This is a genomic window from Modestobacter sp. SYSU DS0290, assembly GCF_054050955.1.
Genome location: NZ_JBJHAI010000008.1, coordinates 109,393 through 129,288, shown reverse-complemented (window position 1 = coordinate 129,288; position 19,896 = coordinate 109,393). Strand labels below are relative to the sequence as shown.

Here is a 19,896-nt window from a genome sequence, read left to right as displayed (position 1 = left end):
GTGGACCGACCAACGCGGCCAGACCGTCAGGACCGGCCCCCCGCCCGCCAGCCTCGTTCAGCCATCCGCCGACGGGTCCTCCTCCGGCGGGGTGCTCGGCTGCGGCTCGGGCGCCGGGGCCGGCTCCGGCGAGGGCGCCGGCGAGGGCACCGGCGAGGGCGCCGGTGCCGCGGTCGGCTCGGGCTCGGGGGCCGGCTCGGGCTCGGGGGCCGGCTCGGGCTGAGGGGCCGGCTCGGGCTCGGGGGCCGGCTCGGGCTCGGGTGCGGGCTCGGGCGCCGGTGCTGGCGGCTCAGGGGTGGGCTCGGGAGCCGGCTCGGGGGCGGGCTCGGGAGCAGGGGCCGGTGCGGGTGCGGGCTCGGGCGACGGGGCCGGCTCAGGAGCAGGCTCGGGCGACGGGGCCGGCTCAGGAGCAGGCTCGGGCGACGGTGCGGGCGCAGGAGCCGGGGCAGGAGCCGGGGCGGGCGAGGGCCGCGGCGGGCTGTACTGCGAGCCGTTGCTCACCAGCACCACCACCTGCTGCCCCGGCGGCAGCGGCGTCCCGGCGCCCGGGCGCAGCCCCACCACGCGGCCGGCCGGCACCGCGGCGTCGACCACCCGGCGCACCGGCTCGTAGCCCGCCTCGGACAGCAGCGACCCGCAGGCGGTGGCGCCGTTGCCGATGCAGCCGCCGGGGACCGCGGTGCGTGCACCGCGCAGGTACTGGGGGTCGGCCGGCGGGAAGGGAACGGCCGGGCGGCCGGAGAGCACCGGCGTCATCGCCTCCCGCCAGATGGTCGCCGGGATGCCGCCGCCGAAGCCGCCGACGTCCCGGTTGGCCTGCGGGTCGTAGACCATGACGCCGGCGGCGAACTCGGGCGTGTAGCCGACGAAGGTGGCCGAGTAGTTGTCCTGCGAGGTGCCGGTCTTCCCGGCGATCTCATGCCCCGGCACGTACGCGCGCCGGCCGGTCTGACCGGGGTGTCCCGGCTCGACGTCCTTGCGGAGCGCCTGGCTGACCGTGGCGGCGATGCCCGGGGCGATCGCCTCGGGGTTGCACTCCGGCTGCCCGCCCAGGGGCTCACCCTCCGGACCGGTCAGCGGCTGGCCGCTGCGGTCGAGCACCTCCTCCACCAGCATCGGCCGGCAGGCGGTGCCACCGGCGGCGAGGGTGGCGTAGGCGTTGGTCAGCGACAGCGGGCTGGTCGGCTCGGCGCCGAAGGTGAACGACCCGCGGTTCTCGGCCACCACCTGGTCGGCCACCGGGTCGAGGCTGCGCAGGCCCATCCGCTGGGCGACGCGCACCGGCGACTCGACGCTGCCGAGCAGGTCCTCCAGGGCGAGGAAGTAGGTGTTTGAGGAGCGGTACAGCGCCTCCTCCATGTCCAGCCGGGCCGGGTAGCGGCCGGCGTTCTGCACGTCGTAGGGGCCGTCACCGTCCTGGTAGACCCCGGAGACGTAGGGATCGGAGGTGCGCAGCTCCAGGTCCAGGCCGTAGCCGGCTTCGAGCGCCGCGACCGCGGTGAACACCTTGTAGGTGGAGCCGGTGCCCTGGCCGGCGGCGGCGGGCAGGTCGACGGTGGTCTGCGCCGGGTCGTTCTCGTCCAGGCCGAACTCGCGGTTGACCGCCATCGCCAGCACCCGCCCGGTGCCCGGCTGCACGGCGACGAAGATGCCGGCCCGCGGGTCGGTGGTGGCCAGCGCCTCCCGGACGGCGACGTCACCGGCCTGCTGCAGCGCGGGGTCCAGGGTGGTGCGGATGGTGAGCCCGCCGGCCTGCAGGCGCTCGCGGGTGAGGCCGTACCGGTCGGCCAGGACGTCGAGCAGGTGGCCGCAGAAGAAGCCGCCGATCCGCGCGTCGGTGCAGCCGTTGGGCGGGCTGCCGCCGTCGACGAGGCCCAGCGGCTCGGCGCGGGCGGCCTCGGCCGCGGCGGGGTCGAGCAGGCCGACGTCGGCCATCCGGGTCAGCACCAGGTCACGGCGGGCGAGGGCCCGCTCGGGGGCGGTCACCGGGTCGTAGGTCGACGGGCTGCGGACCATCCCGGCCAGCAGGGCCGACTGCGCGGCGGTCAGCTGGTCGGGGGTGGTGTCGAAGTAGCGCTGCGCGGCGGCGGCGATGCCGTAGGCGCCGTTGCCGTAGTAGACGGTGTTCAGGTACCGGGTGAGGATCTCGTCCTTGGTGTAGCGCTCCTCGAGGGCCAGCGCGATCTGCGCCTCGGAGAGCTTGCGGCCGAGGGTGTCGGCGGTGGCGTCGGCGCGGCCGTCGGCGTCCTGCGCGGTCTGCAGGCGCAGCTGCTTGACCAGCTGCTGGGTGATCGTCGAGCCACCCTCGGCGACCTCGCCGGCCGCGATGTTCTTCAGCAGCGCCCGGGTCAGCCCACGCGGGTCGACGCCGGAGTGGTCGCGGAAGCGGGCGTCCTCGATCGCCACCAGGGCGTCCTTGGCCACCGTAGCGATCTGCTCGCCCGGGACGGGGGTCCGGTTGCGCCGGTAGAACTCGGTGATCAGCGAGCCGTCTGCGGCCAGCACCCGGGTGGTGCCGGGCAGCCGGTCGTCGACGGCCGGGGCGTCCAGCGGCTGCACCAGGGCACCGCCCTGCTTGGCGGCCAGTCCGACGCCCGCCAGCCACGGGGCGAGCACGCCGGCGACGAGTCCGCCGGCCAGGACGACGGCCAGCAGCAGGCGCAGCAGCAGGCCGGCCGGGGTGCGGCGACGGCCGCGCGCGGGCTCTGCGTCCGGCAGCAGCCACGGCTGCGACTCCCTGGCGATGACCGACACCCCCGACCCCTGGACGCGTGGGCGGGCACCCACCTGACCCAGCTGCACTGCTCACCAGGAGGCCCGGCGATGCGCGGGGAGGAGGATCGCAACGAGACCGTCATGTGCCGGATCAGGTCGCGGGGAGGGTCCCGACAGACGAACGGCCCCGCTCTCCGAGGAGAACGGGGCCGCGCGCTGTCTCAACCAGACGTGCACCCGAAGGGACTCGAACCCCTAACCTTCTGATCCGTAGTCAGATGCTCTATCCGTTGAGCTACGGGTGCGTGTGTTCAGTTGTTGCGCGGAGGCTCCGGGATTTGAACCCGGGATGGGGGGTTACCCCAAACCGCATTAGCAGTGCGGCGCCATAGACCGGACTAGGCGAAGCCTCCCGGGTTCCGAGTGCCCCCGGAACCACCGAGAAAGAAGGCTACCAGCGCCTCGCGGCGAGTCCCAACGGGGGTCTCCCCGACCGGTGGCGCCCACACAGTCGTGCTCTGCCCACACCCGATGGGCAGACCACGACTCTCCACGAGGAGACACCCCGGGGGCCACCTTCGTGCTCTGCCCACACCCGGTGGGCAGAGCACGACTCTCGGCCAGGTGACCTCAGGCGTGGACGACGTCGCGCCGCGGTGCCGCGGGCGCCGACGGACGGCGACCCGGCAGCAGCGTCACCGCCACCGCCAGCCCCGCCGCCGCGGTGGCCAGGACCAGCGCCCCGGACACCCCCGCCGAGGTCTCGATCAGCGCACCGCCGGCAGCCGCCCCGATCGCCGAGGCCCCGAAGGAGACGGTGGAGAGCCAGGTGAAGGCCTCGGTGGTCGCCGACGCGGGGGCGATCGAGCCGACCAGCGAGCTCTGCACGGTCAGCGTGGGGGCGATCGCCGTCCCGCCGAGGAAGAGCAGCACGCCCAGCAGCCAGGGGCTGGAGACCGCGGCCAGCGGCGCCAGGCCGAGGGTGATGCCGAGCATCCCCCAGCGGTACTGGCGGGGCAGCGAGACGCTCAGCACCCGGGCGCCGAACCAGAGGCCGCCCAGCGACGAGCCCAGCGCCCAGACCGCGAGCAGCACGCCGGACATCCCTGGGGCGCCCGCCGCGGAGGCGAACGCCGGGACGGCGACCTCGAGGGCGCCGATGCCGACCATCAGCGCCGTCCCGCTGAGCAGCACCCGCGGCATGCCCGGAGTGGTGACGGTGGCGAACAGCCGGCGCGGGCCGTCGGCGGCCACCGGCTGCCAGGCGCGCATCGCCCGGCTGGTCGCGATGCCCAGCGCCCCGGCCACCCCGAGCACGCCGGCCACGGCGAGGGCGACCGACGGGCGGGCCAGGAAGGTGAGCGCGGCGACCAGCGTGGGGCCGGCGACGAACACCAGCTCGGTCGCGGTGGCGTCCAGGGCGTAGGCGGTCGGGCGCACGCGGGGATCGACGCGCGACCACAGCGCGCGCACCGTGCCCGACACCAGCGGCGTGCTGGCCCCGATCCCGGCGGCGGCCAGCAGCATCGCCCACGCGGGGGCCCGACCCAGCACCACGAGCGCCCCCGCCGCGAGCAGCACCGGGTGGACGACGGCCTGGACGAGCAGCACCCGCCGGGGGCTGCGGCGGTCGGCCAGCCGGCCGAGCACCGGGGCCATCACGGCGGTCGCGATCCCGAACATCGCCGAGACCCCACCGGCGATCGCGTAGGAGCCGGTCTGCCGCTGCACCATGAGCAGCAGGGCGAGGGGGATCATGGACGACGGCAGCCGGCCGGCGAACCCGGCCAGCAGCAGCATCGGGGCGGACGGGAGCCGCCACACGGCGAGGTACGAACGCATGGCTCTACTCACTTCAGGGTCGTGCGCAGTGGGAATCCGTAGGCGGTGAACGGACGTTGACCGCCTACAGATTCCGGAGGTTACGGACCGACGCGGTAGGGAGTCAAATGAACTACGACACCTACGGGTCAACGGCTGTCGAACTGGCCATCGACCTGGCCAACGCAGCGCTCGAGGACCCGGCCGGGGTGCAGGTGTTCCTGGCCGGGCACGACGAGTGGTTCACCGACGGGACCGTGCTCGACCTCACCCCCGACGAGGCCACGGAGGTGGCCCGCGCCTCCGGCCTGGTGCGCGAGGTGGCGCTCGCCGACAGCGAGCCGTCGGTCAAGGAGCGGCTCAACGCCCTGCTCACCCTCGCCTCACCGCGGCCGTACGCCACCGACCACGACGGCGAGCTGCACCTGCACTACGCCCGGCCCGACGCCGGCGCGGTGGAGCAGCTGACCACCACCGTCGCCATGGGCCTGTCCCAGGTCGTGGTGCAGCACGGCTGGCGCCGGCTGGGCGTGTGCTCGGCCGAGGGCTGCGACGACGTCTACGTCGACACCTCGCGCAACGCCAGCCGCCGGTACTGCTCCAACACCTGCGCCAGCCGCTCCACCGTCGCCGCCTACCGGGCCCGCCAGCGCACCTGAGGCCACGCCGGGTGCCACTAGCGTCTGCGCCGTGCCCTCACCCCTGAGCTGGGACGCCGCCCTGCACGCCCGGGTCGGCCGGCTGCCCGCCACGCGGGCCGACCGCTGGCTGCGCGGGCTGTCCACCACCGCCGACCGCGGCAAGCTGTGGCTCGGCCTCGCCGTCGTCCTCGGTCTGCGGCAGGGCCGTCTCCGCCGGGCCGCTGTCCGCGGGGTGGGGGCACAGCTGGTCTCCAGCGCACTGGTGAACCTGCTCCTCAAGCGGCTATTCGGCCGGGTGCGGCCCGACCTGGCCGACGTCGCCACCTCGCGGGCGCTCCCCCGGGCGCCGCACACGCTCTCCTTCCCCAGCGGGCACGCCGCCTCGGCGGCGGCGTTCGCCACCGGCGTGGCGCTGGAGAGCCCTGCGCTCGGCGCGCTCCTCGCCCCGGTGGCGCTCGGCGTCGGGTACTCCCGGGTGCACGTCGGGGTGCACTACCCGGGCGACGTCGCCGCCGGCCTCGCCGTCGGCTCGACGCTGGCGCTGGCCTCGCAGCACTGGTGGCGGGTGCGGCCCACCGAGCCCGCCCGGGTGCGGCCGGCGGCCGAGGCCCCCGCACTGCCCGCGGGCGCCGGGCTGGTGATCGCGGTCAACCCCCGGTCGGGACGGGAGGACTACAGCCCGGCCGACGACATCGCGCAGCTGCTGCCGGCGGCGGAGGTGCTCGAGCTGACCGAGGACGCCGACGTCACCGAGCTGCTCGACGCGGCTGCCCGGTCCGGGCGGGCCCGGGCGCTGGGGGTGGCCGGCGGCGACGGGAGCGTGGCCGCGGCCGCCGCGGTCGCCCTGCAGCACGGGCTGCCGCTGGCGGTGGTGCCGGCCGGCACCCTCAACCACTTCGCCCGCGACCTCGGGGTGGCGACCGCACCGGAGGCGGCCGGGGCGGTGGTGCGCGGAGCGGCGGTCGAGGTCGACGTCGCCGAGGTCAACGGCGTGCCGTTCCTCAACACCGCGAGCATCGGCAGCTACCCGGAGCTGGTCCGCCGGCGCGACCGGCTGGCCGGCCGGCTGGGCAAGTGGGTGGCGCTGACCGTGGCCGCGGCGCAGGTCCTGCGGCACGGCAGCCCGGTGGAGCTGGACCTCGACGGGCGCCGGGTGTCGGCCTGGATCCTGTTCGTCGGCAACGGCGCCTACGTGCCCCGCGGCCTCTCCCCCGCCTGGCGGCCACGCCTGGAGGACGGGCTGCTCGACGTGCAGTACCTGCGCGCCGACCTCCGGTTCGGTCGCACCCGGGCGGTGCTGGCCACGCTGCTGGGGATCGGCGAGCACAGCCGTTCGTACGCGGACTTCCAGGTGCCCGAGCTGCGGGTCCGTTCGCTGTCCGGCGCGCAGCGCATCGCCTACGACGGGGAGCAGGGCGAGCGGGCCACCGAGTTCGTCTTCACCAAGCGGGCCCGGCTCACCGTCTACTGCGCCCGCTGAGCGGATCCACGCGTGACCCCGGTCACGGCGGGGTAACCGACCTCCATCGGCGTGCACCGGGCACGCCCCGACGCTCCGCCTGTCACTTCACCGCCTTCTCGCCCCACCTGTGACAACCGCACGGCGCTCTGCCGCTGATCACGCCATCTCCGCCAAGGAGTGATCTTCGGCTTCGTCAGTACTTGCCCGAGCCAACGCCGGTTCGCGCACAGGGTGTGCCACTAGGAAGGACTCGTGATCGTCGTGGTGTTCGCTGTGACCTGGTTCCTCGTCGCGCTTGCCGTCGCCCTCGTGGTCGGCGGCGGCATCCGGCTGGCCGACCGTCGGGCCCCCTACACCGACCACCTGGCCGGCCTCCCCGAGCAGCTGACCGTGCCCGACGTCGTCGGCGCCCGCGCGGCCCAGCCCAGCCACTGACCCGCCCGTCCCGCCGGCGCACCCCCTGAGGTTCGCCCAGCGGGGCGCCCCGCACCTCACTACGGTCCGAGGCAGAGGTCGCCGTCCTGGCCGTGCGGTTTTCCGCGCAGCGGCCAGGGCACTGCACCTGCCACGTCACCGATGGGAAGAGGTCGCAGATGTTGGTCCGCCGGATCGCCCGCCCGCTGCTCGCGTCGTCGTTCATCTACGGGGGGATCGACACCCTCCGGAACCCGTCGAGCCGGGTGCCCGGAGCCCGCCCGGTCGTCGAGCAGCTCACCGAGGTCGCCGACAAGCAGCTCCCGGTCCAGGTCCCCAAGGACGTCGAGCAGTGGGTGAAGATCAACGCCGGGGTGCACGTGGGCGCCGGCAGCCTGTTCGCCCTGGGCCGTCTGCCGCGGGTCTCCGCCCTGACCCTGGCCGGCTCGACGGTGTTCACCACGCTCGCCGGGCACCGGTTCTGGGAGCACGAGGACCCGGAGGAGCGCTTCGGGCAGCTCTCCAACTTCCTCAAGAACGCCGGCCTGCTCGGCGGGCTGCTGATCGCCGCCGTCGACACCGAGGGGAAGCCGTCGGTGGGCTGGCTCGCCCGCCGCAGCGCCGAGAAGGCCGTGCACGGCGCCGAGGCCAGCTACGAGCGGGCCTCGAAGCGGGCCGCCAAGGCGCAGAAGCGCGCGGCCAGGCAGGCGAAGAAGGTCAAGCGCTGACCGAACAGCTCACCCCCGCGGGCGCGCTCCGGAGGATCGCCTTCCTCCTGGAGCGCGCCCGCGAGCCGTCCTACCGCGTGCAGGCGTTCCGGACCGCGGCCACCGTCGTCGCCGGGCTGGACGACGCCGAGCTCGACCGCCGGGTCCGCGCCCGCACGCTCACCGACCTCAAGGGGGTCGGGGCGAAGACCGCCGCCGTCGTCACCGAGGCCCACCGCGGCGAGGTGCCGGCGTACCTGCAGCGGCTCGAGGAGTCCTCCGCCGAGCTGGCGCCCCTCGCCGACGACGCCGCTGCGCTGCGGGCCGCGCTGCGGGGCGACCTGCACACCCACTCGGACTGGTCCGACGGCGGCAGCCCGATCCGGGAGATGGCCGAGACCGCGATCGCGATCGGCCACGAGTACCTGGCGCTGACCGACCACTCCCCCCGGCTGACCGTCGCCAACGGGCTCAGCCCCGAGCGGTTGGAGCAGCAACTGGACGTGGTGGCGGCGCTGAACGAGGAGCTGGCGCCCTTCCGCATCCTCACCGGGATCGAGTGCGACATCCTCGCCGACGGGTCGCTCGACCAGACCGACGAGCTGCTGGGGCGGCTGGACGTCGTCGTCGCCAGCGTCCACTCCGAGCTGCGGGCGCCGCGGGAGCAGATGACCGAGCGGATGCTCGCGGCGGTGGCCAACCCGCACACCGACGTCCTGGGCCACTGCACCGGGCGGCTGGTGATCGGGCGCAGGCAGCGCAACGGCACCCAGCGTCCCCGGCCGGAGAGCGACTTCGACGCCGAGGCGGTGTTCCGCGCCTGCGTCGAGGCCGGGACGGCGGTGGAGATCAACTCCCGGCCCGAGCGGCTCGACCCGCCCCGCCGGCTGCTCACCCTCGCCGTCGAGCTGGGCTGCGAGTTCGCCATCGACACGGACGCGCACGCGCCCGGTCAGCTGGACTGGCAGGACCTCGGGTGCACCCGCGCGGTCGAGTGCGGCGTGACCGCGGACCGGGTGGTCAACACCCGGCCCGCCGGCGAGCTACTGGCGCACCGCTGACCGGTCGGGCAGCTGCCACCACGACCCGAGCAGCTCGTCCAGGCCCGCGTCGAAGCGGTCCAGCCCACCGCCGGGGTAGGGCGTGAGCTCGCCGAACCACACCTCGCCGTCGACGTCGTAGAGGTCGACCCGGACGAAGTCGAAGGCCGCCCCCAGCGCCTCGGCGACCTTGACCAGCTCGTCCAGGGACCCCGGCGGGGCGGTGACCGGGCCGGGGGCGACGTCCTCGGTGACGTCCACCGGCGTCCAGTCCGGGGTGTAGAGCCGCCGCCGGTGGTCGCCGAACCGGCCGGTGTCGACCTGCACCAGCCGCACCCGCCCGCCGAAGACCAGCAGCTTCACGTCGGCCGGGGGCTCCCCGGTGCCGAGGAACTCCTCGACCAGCAGCAGCCGCCGGGCCTGGGAGTACACCCACTCGCCGCGGGTGCGGTACAGCGGCTCGTCCAGCCAACCGGCGGTGACCCGGCGCAGCCGGCCGACGTCGGGCGGGCCGCTGCCCAGGTGCACGCGCATGGTGCCGTGGTTGGGCTTGAGCACCCAGCGGGCGGGCAGGTCGGCGGCGGCCAGGCCGGCGACGTCGGTGCCGGTCCACAGCACCCGCGGGATGCTCAGCGCGGGCAACACGTCAGCTGCGTAGGCCTTCATCGCGAGCTTGTCGCCCAGCTGCCCGATCAGCGGGCGCCGGTCGTGCACCACCCGCCAGTTGACCTTCTCGGTGAAGGTCCGCGGCACCCGGGCCGGCCACCGGCCGTGCGCGCGGGAGAAGAGCACCGCCCGCTTGGCCGGCAGGGGCAGGCGGTCGACCACGGCCGCGGGGAGGCGCACCGGGACAGTGTGCGCGGCGACGCGACCGGGGCCCTCGTAGGGTCGGCGGCGTGCGGACGACGGGAAACCGGTGCTGAACGACCGCCCTCCGACCGGGACCGTCGGCTTCGTCGCCAAGGACCCGTGGCACCCGGCGATCCGCCGCGAGCAGATGATCGCCGCCGAGCTGGTGCGCCGCGGCAGCGCCGTGCGCTTCGTGCAGCCGCCGGCCGACTGGCGGCGGGTCCGCTCCGACGCCGGCGGCTGGGCCCGGCACCTGGTGCGGGGGCGCTTCCGCCCGGCCGCTCCCGGCGTCGAGGTGACCGAGCGCTCCACGGTGCTGCCCGGGTCCCGCAGCCGGGCCGCCGAGGTCGGTGACGCGGCGCTGCTGCGGGGTTTCCTGCGCCGCTCGGGCTGGGAGCCGGAGCTGACCGTGTTCCAGCTGCCCTGGGAGTGGCGGGCGGCCCGCGGACTGCCCGGCCGCGTGGTGTTCGACTGCACCGACGACTGGGCCCGGCTGCTCCCGCACGCCCGCGGCCTGCCCGACCAGCTGCGCCGGATCGCCGACGAGGCCGACGAGGTGGTCGTGGTGAACCAGGTGCTGGCCGGGCTGTTCCCCGGGCGGACGCCGGTGGTGGTGCCCAACGGCACCGACGAGGCGCTGCGGACCGCGCCGCGCACCGCGGTCCGGGTGCCCCGCTCGGCGGTGTACGTGGGCAGCATCGCCGAGCGGTTCGACGTCGAGCTGGTGCGGGCGGTGCTCACCGCGCTGCCGGACTGGACGCTGGACGTCTACGGGCAGCTGGTCTTCTCGCTGCGCGCCCAGCCCGCGCGGGACCGGTTCCTCGCGCTGGCCGGGGAGTTCCCCGGGCGGTTCCGCCACCACGGGCTGCTCCCCCGCGAGCGGCTGGCCGGCGTGCTGGACGCCGCGGCGGTCGCCCTCGTGCCCGACGTCCCCAGCGTGGCGCTGGGCCAGTCGTCGATGAAGAGCTACGACTACTGCGCCCGCGGCGTCCCGGTGGTGGCGACCGCCGGCCACCTGGAGCGCTCCAGCGACGCGCCGCCGCACGTCGCGGTGGTCGCGTCGGCGGCGGAGATGGCCGACGCGATGGTCGCCGCCGCCGACGAGCCGGCCGGCTGGGCGGAGGCCCGGGTGGCCTGGGCCGCCGAGCGCACCTGGGCCCGGCGCACCGACGCCTGGCTGGACGCCGCCCTGGCGCGCCCGGTCCGCAGTCCGGCGTGAGCGCTGGGTGGGACGGAACGTCACGCAGCCGTCACGTCGGTGCGCGTGTGTCCCACGCCCACGCACGCGCACGGGGCCCTAGCGTGCTGGCCATGACCCAGACCACAGTGCCCGCGTCCGAGACCGTCGACCCGGCGATCGCCCTCGCCGACGCCCTGCAGTCGGGCTTCGCCGAGCAGCGTGCGAACGACCAGCGCGTCACCGGCCGGCAGGCCGAGCGGGTCCTCACCAGCGTCCGCTGACCCCCTGCCGCGCGCGGAAGGGGTGCCGGGACGCCGATCTGCTCGCACACTGGGCGCATGGGGCGGCTCCTCAGGGCGGTGCGGTCGGCGCACCTGCACGTGCACCGCTGGCAGCGGGTGGGCGACGACCCGTTCAGCAGCGCCTCGCTCTACCGCTGCCGCTGCGGAGTCGTGCGGCCGGGCATGTAGCCGGTCCGGGTGCCGGTGTCCCCCACCCGGGGGACGACCGTGGCGACGAGTTCGCCGTCCGGACGGCCGCCGTTGGCCCGCCCGCCGCCGAGGCGGCCCACCCTCCGTCCCGTGCTGACCTCCGTCACCCGCCCGGCGACGCCGAGTTCCCCCTCGCGCCCGCGGGGCCACGTGCACCGGTTCCGGAATCGGATCGACGACCCGTTCGGCGGCTCGGTGTTCTACGGCTGCCGCTGCGGGCTGGCGCGCCCCGCGCTCTGACCGCGCCCGCGGCGGTTGCCAGACTGGGCGCATGCCCACGCGCACCCGGCTGACGCACGCCCAGCTCGCCGACCTGGCCCGGCACGCCTTCGGGCTGACCGCCGGCGCACCGGAGCTGCCCGCGGCCGGGGAGTACGAGGACGCCGAGGGGGTGCTGGTCGCCACCCGCGCGGACGGTGCGCTCACCGTGCGGGAGGTGCCGCGCTGGCGTTCGCCGGAGGCAGTGCGCGCCGAGCTGGCGGAGCGGGCCTGGACCGACGTCGCCGCCTGGGTGGGCGCCCCACCTGCCGACGCCACCGAGCTGCCGCCGGCGGTGCTGGCGCTGCTGCCGGTGGCCGGGACGGCGCCGGACTCCGCCGCGGTCTCCACGCTGGCCGCGGCCTGGGCGCCGCTGGCCCGGGAGCGGGCGGTGCTGGTGGTCCCGGTCCCGGTGACCGCGGCCGCACCGGAGACGGCCTGGGCGGACCTGGCCTCGGCCTACGGGGCCTCCCGGGTGGCCGGGGTGGGGCAGCCGGCGCCGCTGGCGACCGGCGGTCGCGTCGTCATGTTCACCGGGCTGTCGGGGGCCGGGAAGTCCACCGTCGCGGCGCGGGTGGTCGAGCTGCTGCTGGAGGCCGGCCGCACGGTGACCCTGCTGGACGGCGACGAGGTGCGCACCCACCTGTCGGCGGGGCTGGGGTTCTCCAAGGCCGACCGGGACACCAACGTGCGGCGGATCGGCTGGGTGGCCGGGCAGATCGCCAAGCACGGCGGGATCGCGGTGTGCGCGCCGATCGCGCCGTACGCGGCCACCCGGGCCGACGCCCGCGCGCTGGTCGAGGAGCAGGCCGGGGCGGGCTCGTTCACCCTGGTGCACGTGGCCACCCCGCTGGCCGAGTGCGAGGCCCGCGACCGCAAGGGCCTGTACGCGAGGGCCCGGCGCGGGGAGATCGCCGAGTTCACCGGCATCAGCGACCCCTACGAGGAGCCGACCGACGCCGAGGTCACCCTGGACACCCGGGAGCTCAGCGTCGACGAGAGCGCCCGGGCGGTGCTGGCCTCCCTCGGGCTGGGCTGACGCCGGTCAGCGCGGGGTGACGGCCAACGCCTCGAGCAGGTCGCCGGCCAGCTCCGGGCGGCAGATCACCAGGTCGGGCAGCCACGGGCTGTCCCTGTTGTAGCGCAACGGGGAGCCGTCGAGCCGGCTGGTGTGCAGGCCGGCGGCGCGGGCGACGGCGACCGGCGCCGCGGAGTCCCACTCGTACTGCCCGCCGCCGTGCACGTAGGCGTCCGCCTGGCCGCGCACCACGGCCATCGCCTTGGCCCCGGCCGAGCCCATCGGCACCAGCTCGGCGCGCAGCCGGGTGGCCAGCTCGGCGACCATCACCGGCGGGCGGCTGCGGCTGACCGCCAGCCGCAGCGGGCCCTCCGGGCGGGGCGGGAGGGCCGGCGGCGAGGCGGTGCCCAGGGTGAGCTGCTCGGCGGGGAGGGCGACGGCGCCGGCGGTCAGCTCGCCGCGCTCCCACAGGGCCACGTGCACCGCCCAGTCGGCCCGGCCGGCCTCGGCGAACTCGCGGGTGCCGTCGAGCGGGTCGACGATCCACACCCGGTCGGCGGTGAGCCGGGCCGGGTCGTCGACGCCCTCCTCGGAGAGCACCGCGTCGCCGGGGCGCAGCCGGGCCAGCTGCTCGACCAGGAAGCGGTGCGACTCGGCGTCCCCGGCGGCCTTGCAGGCCGCGGCGTCGGCGAACGGGCGGCCGCGGACGGCGAGCAGCAGCTCGCCGGCGGCGGTGGCCAGCGCGGCGGCGGTGTCGGGGTCGGTGGCGGTCGCCGGCAGGTCGGTCACCGGGCCACTCTCGCACCCGCGGCGGGCCCGGGCTCCCGGGGCGTCCGCCGGCGGGCGGGCAGCGCCGCGGCCACGAGCAGGGCCAGCAGCGACACCGCCCAGCCGGCGAGCACGAAGACGTCCCCGCGGTGCAGCCCGTGCTCGGCGGTGACCGCCAGGACCACCGGCCCCTCCTCCGTGTAGCGGCCGGTGACCAGCAGGAACGCGAAGCCGGTCAGGACCGCGGCGACCAGGGCCGCGCTGCTCCAGCGGAGCAGCGCGACCAGCGCACCGACCGGTGGGTCAGTAGGCACCCGATCCGCGGACGACGGCACCGAGGGTCTTGCCCAGGATCATCAGGTCGAAGGTGAGCGACCAGTTCTCCACGTACCGGACGTCGATGCGCACCGAGTCGTCCCAGGAGAGGTTGGACCGGCCGCTGACCTGCCACAGGCCGGTGATGCCCGGCTTGACCAGCAGGCGGCGGCGCATGTCGAAGCCGTACTGCTCGACCTCGCGGGTGACGTGCGGCCGCGGCCCGACCAGCGACATGGTGCCGCCGAGGACGTTGAACAGCTGGGGCAGCTCGTCGAGGGAGTAGCGCCGCATGACCCGGCCGATGGAGGTGACCCGGGGGTCGCGCTTCATCTTGAACTGGACGGCGTTGCCCTCGTTCTGCGCCATCAGCTCGGCCATCTTCGCGTCCGCGTCGGGGACCATGCTGCGGAACTTGTACACGTGGAAGGGCTTGCCCTCGCGGCCGATGCGCTCGTGCTTGAACAGGACCGGGCCGCGGCTGGTGAGCTTGACGGCCAGGGCCAGCACGATCAGCACCGGCAGCAGCAGGACGATGGCGAGGAAGGCCATCGAGCGGTCGAAGACGTCCTTGGTGACCCGGCGGATGCCGCGGAACTCCGGCCGCTCCAGGTGCAGCAGCGGCAGGCCGTTGACCGGCCGGATGCCGACCCGCGGGCCGGCGACCTCGGTGACGGCGGGGGCGAGCAGCAGCTCGGCCTCGGTGGTCTCCAGCTCCCAGCCCAGCCGGCGCAGCGCGGCGCCGTCGAGCTCCGGGGAGGGCAGCACGGCGACGGTGTCGACCTCGTAGGACCGGACGACGTCGATGATCTCGCTGAAGTCGCCGAGGACCGGCAGCCCGTCGAAGACCTCGCGGTCGGGGCCGGCGCTGGGCAGGCAGACGCCGATCACGCGCAGGCCGTGCCGGGCCTGCCGCTCGAGCTGGGCGTGCAGCTCGGCGGTGCCGTTGCGGTGCCCGACCAGGATCGCGGTCTGCTGGTAGCGGCCGTGGGCGCGCTGGCGGTGCACCCAGACCCGCTGCAGGTAGCGGTGCAGCAGGGTCAGCGCGGTGGCCAGCGGCAGCGCGACGACGACGAAGCTGCGGGCCAGCTCGAGCTTGAAGGCCCAGGAGACGGTGCCGACGGCGGCCAGCAGCAGCACCGCGGCGGAGAAGACCCGGCGGAACTCCTCGGGGCCGACCCAGAGGAAGCGCTCCTCGTAGCTGCGCGCCAGCGTCATCGCGGCGACCCAGACCAGCGGGAGGGCCAGCAGCGTCCAGGGGGTGCCGTTGTCGGCGAGCGGGCCGGTCTCCGGCTGCAGCCGGCCGAACCAGGCGGCGACGAAGGCGAGCACGAGGTCACCGGCGACGACGCGGCGGACGTAGGTGGTCCGCCAGGCGCGGCGCGCGGCCGTGCCCTCGCCCCGCAGCCGCGGCGCCGACCAGAACCGGCGGCGGCCGCCGGTGGACGACGGCGCGAGAGGGGTGACCACCTCGTCTGTGCGGTCGAGCAGTGACACTGAGTAGCCCCCAGGGCAGTTCGGCCGGAGCTCGGCTCCGGCGGTGCGTACTGGCTGGCGGGAACCGCGCTGTTCGACCGACCAGGGGGAACGTACGGGCGGATCGCCTCGCACGCCTCCCGGCGCCCACCTGCTGGACACACCGGGGGTCGGTTGTCCACGTGTTCGTCACCCGTTCGCACACATCCTTCGGGTGAATCGGTGACGCACGGTGAGGGCGCGCAGAGAAGCGAGCGGGCGTGTCAACTGCGGGTCACGAAGATGTCACGTGGTGAGATGAGTCACGCGCAATCGATGGGCGCTCACCGCTCGGGCGACCGCACGCCTGGGTCATCCTGGTGTCATGGACGCACCTCACGAGCGCCTGAGCGTGCTCCATGTCAGCCAGCCGGTGGAGGCCGGGGTCGCGCGGGTCGTGGCCGGCCTCGTCGCCGACCAGTGCGCGCGCGGCTGGGACGTCGCCGTCGCCTGCCCGCCGGAGGGCTGGCTCGCCGACCAGGTCCGCGCGACCGGCGCCCGGCTGCTGCCCTGGCGGGCCACCCGCTCCCCCGGTCCGACGGTGCCCGCCGAGGCGCTGGCGCTCCGCCGCGTGGTCCGGGCCGCCGATCCGCAGCTGGTGCACCTGCACAGCGCCAAGGCCGGCCTGGCCGGCCGGCTGGCCGTGCGGGGTTCCCGGCCGACCGTCTTCCAGCCGCACGCCTGGTCCTTCGAGGCGGTCACCGGGCCGCTGGAGGTGGCCAGCCGCCGGTGGGAGCAGCTCGCCCAGCGCTGGACCTCGCTCACCCTGAACGTCAGCGAGGCCGAGCTGGCCACCGGCCGCGCCGCCGGGATCACCGGCCGGGCCGCCGTGGTGCCCAACGGCGTGGACACCGACCGGTGGACCCCGGCCGACCGGGCCGCCGCCCGGGCCGCCTTGGCGCTCCCCGACCCGGCCGCGCCCACCGTGGTGTGCGTGGGCCGGCTGGCCCGGCAGAAGGGCCAGGACCTCCTCCTGGAGGCCTGGCCGGCAGTGCGGGCCGCTGTCCCCGGCGCCCGGCTGGTCCTGGTCGGCTCCGGCCCGGACGAGGCCGAGCTGCGCGCCCGCGCCGACGACTCGGTCACCTTCGCCCCGGGCCGACAGCTCGAGCACTGGTACGCCGCCGCGGACGTCGTCGCGGTCCCCTCCCGCTGGGAGGCCGGGCTGCCGCTGGTGGCGATGGAGGCGATGGCCACCGAGCGCACCGTGGTGGCCTTCGACGTCGCCGGGATCGGCACGTACCTGTCCGGGGCCGGGGTCGCCGTGGCGGCCTTCGAGGTCCCGGCGCTCGCCACCGAGCTCACCACCCGCCTGCTCGACCCCGCCCTCGCCGCCCGCGAGGGCGAGGTCGGCCGCGCCGTCGCGACCACCCGGTTCTCGGCGGCCACCTCCCAGGCCGCCACCGCCGCCCAGCTGCTGCGCCTGCTGGAGCCGGCGTGACGTCCCCGACCGCGGCCGTCGGCTCCCCCGCCGTCCCCGCTGCCCTCCCGCGGCCCGCGGTGGCCTCCGTGGGGCGACTGCGCGCCGCCGGCGCGCTCGCGCTGGCGCTGGCCGCGATGTCCGCGACCGGGGCGTCCGCCGAGGGCACCCCGGCGGTGACCACGCCGGCCGCGGTCGACTCGCCCCGGCTGGACCCCGGGCCCCCACCGGGTGACCGCTGGCTGGCCGGAGCGGTGAGCGGCGCGGCCCTGGTGGGTGCGGTGGCCGTCGCGGCCGGGGGGTCCTGGCAGGTGCCGGTCGAGGCCTTCGGTGCGGTCGGGGACGGCGTCCACGACGACACGGCGGCGCTGCAGGAGGCCTTCGACGCGGTGCCGACCGGGACCACGCTCACGCTCCGCCCGGGTGCCACGTACCTGCACTCGTCGATCCTCACCGTGCGCACGGCGGGCACCACCGTGCTGGGTGACGGCGCGACCCTCGTGGCCGCCGACGAGGAGGCCTCCACCCTGCGGCTGGCCGCGGACTCGGTGACCGTCGAGGGGCTGACCCTCACCACGCCCTCCATCACCCAGCGGTGGGACCCGTTCGAGACGACCGGGGTGTGGGTCACCGGCGACTCCGCCGTCCTGCGCGACGTGCACGTGCGCGGCGCGGGAGGGGCCGGGATCGCGGTGACCGACGGCGCCGGGGACTTCCTGCTCGACCGGGTGACGGTGGCCGACAGCCGGGCCGACGGCATCCACATCACCGGCGCCGCGCACGACGGCCGGGTGGTCTCGCCGGTCACCACCGGCACCGGCGACGACGGGGTGGCGGTGGTGTCCTACACGAAGGACGGCGCCCCCTGCGAGCGGGTGACGATCGAGTCCCCGACGGTGAACGGCACGACCTGGGGCCGCGGGGTCACGGTGGTCGGCGGGAACGACATCACCTACACCGACGTCACCGTCCGCGACACCGACGCGGCCGGGATCTACGTGGGCAGCGAGGGTGACCCGTACTGGACCTACCCCTCGGTCGGCGTCCTGGTCGACGGGGGCACGGTCACCGGCGCGAACGACAACCCGGACAAGGACCACGGTGCCGTCCTGGTCTACGCCGGCAACCCCGGCACGACCACCGCCGACGTGACCATCCGGGGGCTGACGATCGACGACACCCGCGCCAGCGCCCCGTGGGACACCGGCGTCCTGGTCGCCCCCGGCTCCGGCGCCGAGCAGATCACCCTGTCGGACCTGCGGCTGGACGCCGGCCCGGACGACGCGTTCTGGACCAACGAGCCGTCGTCGGTCCGGGTGTCGGAGCTGACCCGGGACGGAACGGCGGTGCCGGCGCAGCGGGGCTGGTGACCCCGCTCCGCACGAGCCCGAGCGGGTCGCACCCGCAGACCCGCGCCGTCCACCGCCGGGCGTCGCACGGCCGCTGTGACTCGTGGGACTGCTGCGTTGTGTGATGCCCTGTTCACCCGCTGTACTCGCTTCTGCCTCCAACGGCGCTCATGCTGGTCCGGTCACGGGACGCTGCCGTCCGGTCGTCCCCGCCCGCCGGTCGGGTCGGCCCCCCGGCGGCCTCGGTCCCGGCCCCGCCAGCCCCGCCACCCCGCCTGTTGGAGGCCTCATGCCCGCGTCCGCGCAGGACCGCCCGCTCGAGCCGACCGCGGGGACGTCCGCCGATCCGGCCTCCGCGCCCCCCGAGCTCACCGACCCGCGGGCCGACGGGCGCCGGTGGGCCACCCCCCGCCGGCTGGCCGGGGTGGGCACGGCGCTGGCCCTGTGCGTCGCCGCCGTCACCGGCACCGCGGCGTGGGCGGGCGGCACCACCGACCCGGCCACCGCGGCCCCCGGCGCGCCGGCCGCGGCCGTGGTGGTCCCCACCGGGAGCGCCGCGGGCGGCCCCGGCGCGCCGGCCGGAGCGGCGACGACCCCGCCCGGCCCGGCGAGCAGCCCTGCCGCCACGACGGCGGCCCCCGCCAGCACCGGCCCCACCGTCCGGACCGCCGCCGCGATGGCCGTGCAGGCGGCCGGGCAGGCGGCCGCACGGACGGCCGCGCGGGCGGTCCCGGCCGGCCCGCCCACCACGGGCACCACGCCGCGGGCGTCGGGGACCGTGCCCCCCGCCCCGGCCGCCGGCGGCGGCGCCACCAGCTCGAGCCCGCAGGCAGCGATGGCGGCTCCCGCGGTGTCCCCCGCCACCACCCGGACCGTGCTGGTCGACCAGTTCGGCGCCGTCGGCAACGGCGTCACCGACGACACCCGGGCGCTGCAGCGCGCCTTCGACACCGTGCCCACCGGCACCACGCTGGTGTTCCGTCCCGGCGCGACCTACCTGCACTCCGACGTGCTGCGGGTGACCCGGCCGGACCTGTCGATCGCGGGCACCGGCGCGACGCTCACCGCCACCCGGGAGACCCGTTCGGCGCTGCACGTCTCCGGCAGCCGGGTCACGCTGACCGGCCTGACCCTGGCGCTGCCCACCTCGACCCAGCGCTACCACGCCTACGAGCAGATGAAGGTGCGCGTCTCGGGCGACGACGTGGTGCTGCGCGACGTGCACGTGCGCGGCGCGGCGGCGGCCGGCATCTACGTGGGCAACGGCGCGGCGCGCTTCCTGCTCGACCGGGTCACCGTGGCCGACACCCGCGCCGACGGCGTGCACGTCACCGGCGGCGCGCGCGACGGGAAGGTGGTCTCCCCGGTCACCACGAACACCGGCGACGACGGCGTCGCGGTGGTCTCCTACCGCGCCGACGGGCGGCCGGTGGAGCGGGTCACGATCAGCTCCCCGCGGGTCAACGGCACCACGTGGGGCCGGGGCATCTCGGTGGTCGGCGGCCGCGACATCACCTACACCGACGTCGACGTCCGCGACACCGACGCCGGCGGGATCTACCTGGGCAGCGAGGGCGACCCGTACTGGACGTTCCCCTCGGAGCGGGTGCTGGTCGACGGCGGCCGGGTGACCGCGGCGAACGCCAACGCGACCAAGGACCACGGCGCGGTGATCGTCTACGCCGGCAACCCCGGCACCCGGACCACCGACATCACCGTCCGGCGGCTCACCGTCGAGGGCACCCGGGCCACCGCGCCCTGGGACGTCGGCGTGCTGGCCGACCCGGGCGCCACCGTGGCCCGGGTGACGCTGTCGGAGCTGACCCTGGCCGGCGGCGCGAAGGCGCCGTTCTGGACCAACGTGCCCACCGCCGTGCGGCTGCTCGGGGTGCGCGACGAGGGCACCGCAGTGGCCGACCGCAGCGGCTGGTGACGG

At 76.1% G+C, this 19,896-nt stretch carries 19 protein-coding genes and 2 tRNA genes; 13 read left to right on the top strand and 8 right to left on the bottom strand.

The genetic code is table 11. The features are described from left to right. Positions 1-57 precede the first annotated feature (57 nt). From ACI795_RS09595 to ACI795_RS09580, 4 genes are all read right to left on the bottom strand, one after another. Positions 58-2,754, bottom strand: a complete 2,697-nt coding sequence (locus ACI795_RS09595; protein WP_457075264.1) for a transglycosylase domain-containing protein — start codon at positions 2,752-2,754, stop codon at positions 58-60. A gap of 193 nt (positions 2,755-2,947) precedes the next feature. Continuing rightward, a tRNA-Arg gene (locus ACI795_RS09590) sits at positions 2,948-3,020 on the bottom strand. An 18-nt stretch (positions 3,021-3,038) separates the two neighbouring features. After that, a tRNA-Ser gene (locus ACI795_RS09585) sits at positions 3,039-3,128 on the bottom strand. Positions 3,129-3,345: 217 nt separating this feature from the next. Beyond that, entirely contained in the window at positions 3,346-4,557 is a 1,212-nt protein-coding gene (locus tag ACI795_RS09580) for an MFS transporter (RefSeq protein WP_457075263.1), read from the bottom strand. A gap of 107 nt (positions 4,558-4,664) precedes the next feature. Here ACI795_RS09580 and ACI795_RS09575 point away from each other — a divergent pair, with 107 nt between their 5' ends. The 5 genes from ACI795_RS09575 to ACI795_RS09555 all read left to right on the top strand — a co-directional run bounded on the left by ACI795_RS09575 (position 4,665) and on the right by ACI795_RS09555 (position 8,821). Continuing rightward, positions 4,665-5,195, top strand: coding sequence for a CGNR zinc finger domain-containing protein (locus ACI795_RS09575; RefSeq protein WP_457075262.1), 531 nt, complete (start codon positions 4,665-4,667; stop codon positions 5,193-5,195). Between the two features lie 31 nt (positions 5,196-5,226). After that, complete coding sequence (locus ACI795_RS09570; RefSeq protein ID WP_457075261.1) at positions 5,227-6,657, top strand: phosphatase PAP2 family protein; 1,431 nt, start codon at positions 5,227-5,229, stop codon at positions 6,655-6,657. A gap of 234 nt (positions 6,658-6,891) precedes the next feature. Next, complete coding sequence (locus tag ACI795_RS09565; protein WP_457075260.1) at positions 6,892-7,074, top strand: hypothetical protein; 183 nt, start codon at positions 6,892-6,894, stop codon at positions 7,072-7,074. A 158-nt stretch (positions 7,075-7,232) separates the two neighbouring features. Next, positions 7,233-7,781 (top strand): DoxX family protein, encoded by a 549-nt coding sequence (locus ACI795_RS09560; RefSeq protein WP_457075259.1) that lies wholly within the window; start codon positions 7,233-7,235, stop codon positions 7,779-7,781. Further along, positions 7,778-8,821, top strand: a complete 1,044-nt coding sequence (locus ACI795_RS09555) for a PHP domain-containing protein (protein WP_457075292.1) — start codon at positions 7,778-7,780, stop codon at positions 8,819-8,821. The genes ACI795_RS09560 and ACI795_RS09555 overlap by 4 nt, the downstream gene beginning before the upstream one ends. Here the strand turns inward: ACI795_RS09555 and ACI795_RS09550 are convergent. Next, entirely contained in the window at positions 8,804-9,646 is an 843-nt protein-coding gene (locus tag ACI795_RS09550; RefSeq protein ID WP_457075258.1) for an ATP-grasp fold amidoligase family protein, read from the bottom strand. The two genes, ACI795_RS09555 and ACI795_RS09550, sit on opposite strands and share 18 nt — an antisense overlap. Before the next feature lie 70 nt (positions 9,647-9,716). On the opposite strand from ACI795_RS09550, the gene ACI795_RS09545 reads away from it, so the two are divergent. The 5 genes from ACI795_RS09545 (at position 9,717) to cysC (ending at position 12,617) form a co-directional block, all read left to right on the top strand. After that, positions 9,717-10,868 carry a hypothetical protein gene (locus tag ACI795_RS09545; RefSeq protein ID WP_457075257.1) on the top strand — a complete coding sequence of 384 codons (1,152 nt, stop codon included), beginning with the start codon at positions 9,717-9,719 and terminating at the stop codon, positions 10,866-10,868. A gap of 92 nt (positions 10,869-10,960) precedes the next feature. Next, entirely contained in the window at positions 10,961-11,110 is a 150-nt protein-coding gene (locus ACI795_RS09540) for a hypothetical protein (protein WP_457075256.1), read from the top strand. A gap of 57 nt (positions 11,111-11,167) precedes the next feature. Further along, on the top strand, positions 11,168-11,299 hold the full coding sequence (locus tag ACI795_RS09535) for a hypothetical protein (protein ID WP_457075255.1): 132 nt from the start codon (positions 11,168-11,170) through the stop codon (positions 11,297-11,299). Between the two features lie 111 nt (positions 11,300-11,410). Then, a complete protein-coding gene (locus ACI795_RS09530) occupies positions 11,411-11,560 on the top strand; it encodes a hypothetical protein (protein ID WP_457075254.1) in 150 nt (49 codons plus the stop codon). Between the two features lie 31 nt (positions 11,561-11,591). Continuing rightward, positions 11,592-12,617 (top strand): adenylyl-sulfate kinase, encoded by a 1,026-nt coding sequence (cysC, locus tag ACI795_RS09525; RefSeq protein WP_457075253.1) that lies wholly within the window; start codon positions 11,592-11,594, stop codon positions 12,615-12,617. Positions 12,618-12,623: 6 nt separating this feature from the next. Here the strand turns inward: cysC and ACI795_RS09520 are convergent, their stop codons facing one another. The 3 genes from ACI795_RS09520 to ACI795_RS09510 are packed head-to-tail and all read right to left on the bottom strand — an operon-like array spanning position 12,624 to position 15,149. Further along, on the bottom strand, positions 12,624-13,385 hold the full coding sequence (locus tag ACI795_RS09520) for a 3'(2'),5'-bisphosphate nucleotidase CysQ (protein ID WP_457075252.1): 762 nt from the start codon (positions 13,383-13,385) through the stop codon (positions 12,624-12,626). Next, a complete protein-coding gene (locus ACI795_RS09515; protein ID WP_457075251.1) occupies positions 13,382-13,678 on the bottom strand; it encodes a hypothetical protein in 297 nt (98 codons plus the stop codon). Before ACI795_RS09515 ends, ACI795_RS09520 begins: the two co-directional genes overlap by 4 nt. Continuing rightward, positions 13,668-15,149, bottom strand: coding sequence for a sugar transferase (locus ACI795_RS09510; RefSeq protein ID WP_457075250.1), 1,482 nt, complete (start codon positions 15,147-15,149; stop codon positions 13,668-13,670). The genes ACI795_RS09515 and ACI795_RS09510 overlap by 11 nt, the downstream gene beginning before the upstream one ends. Before the next feature lie 370 nt (positions 15,150-15,519). Between ACI795_RS09510 and ACI795_RS09505 the strand changes: the two genes are divergently transcribed. The 3 genes from ACI795_RS09505 (at position 15,520) to ACI795_RS09495 (ending at position 19,893) form a co-directional block, all read left to right on the top strand. After that, the gene (locus ACI795_RS09505) at positions 15,520-16,632 is read left to right on the top strand and encodes a glycosyltransferase (RefSeq protein ID WP_457075249.1); all 1,113 of its coding nucleotides are present in this window, start codon (positions 15,520-15,522) and stop codon (positions 16,630-16,632) included. Beyond that, positions 16,629-17,981 (top strand): glycosyl hydrolase family 28-related protein, encoded by a 1,353-nt coding sequence (locus ACI795_RS09500; RefSeq protein ID WP_457075248.1) that lies wholly within the window; start codon positions 16,629-16,631, stop codon positions 17,979-17,981. Before ACI795_RS09505 ends, ACI795_RS09500 begins: the two co-directional genes overlap by 4 nt. 268 nt (positions 17,982-18,249) lie before the next feature. Then, complete coding sequence (locus ACI795_RS09495) at positions 18,250-19,893, top strand: glycosyl hydrolase family 28-related protein (RefSeq protein ID WP_457075247.1); 1,644 nt, start codon at positions 18,250-18,252, stop codon at positions 19,891-19,893. Positions 19,894-19,896: the final 3 nt, after the last annotated feature.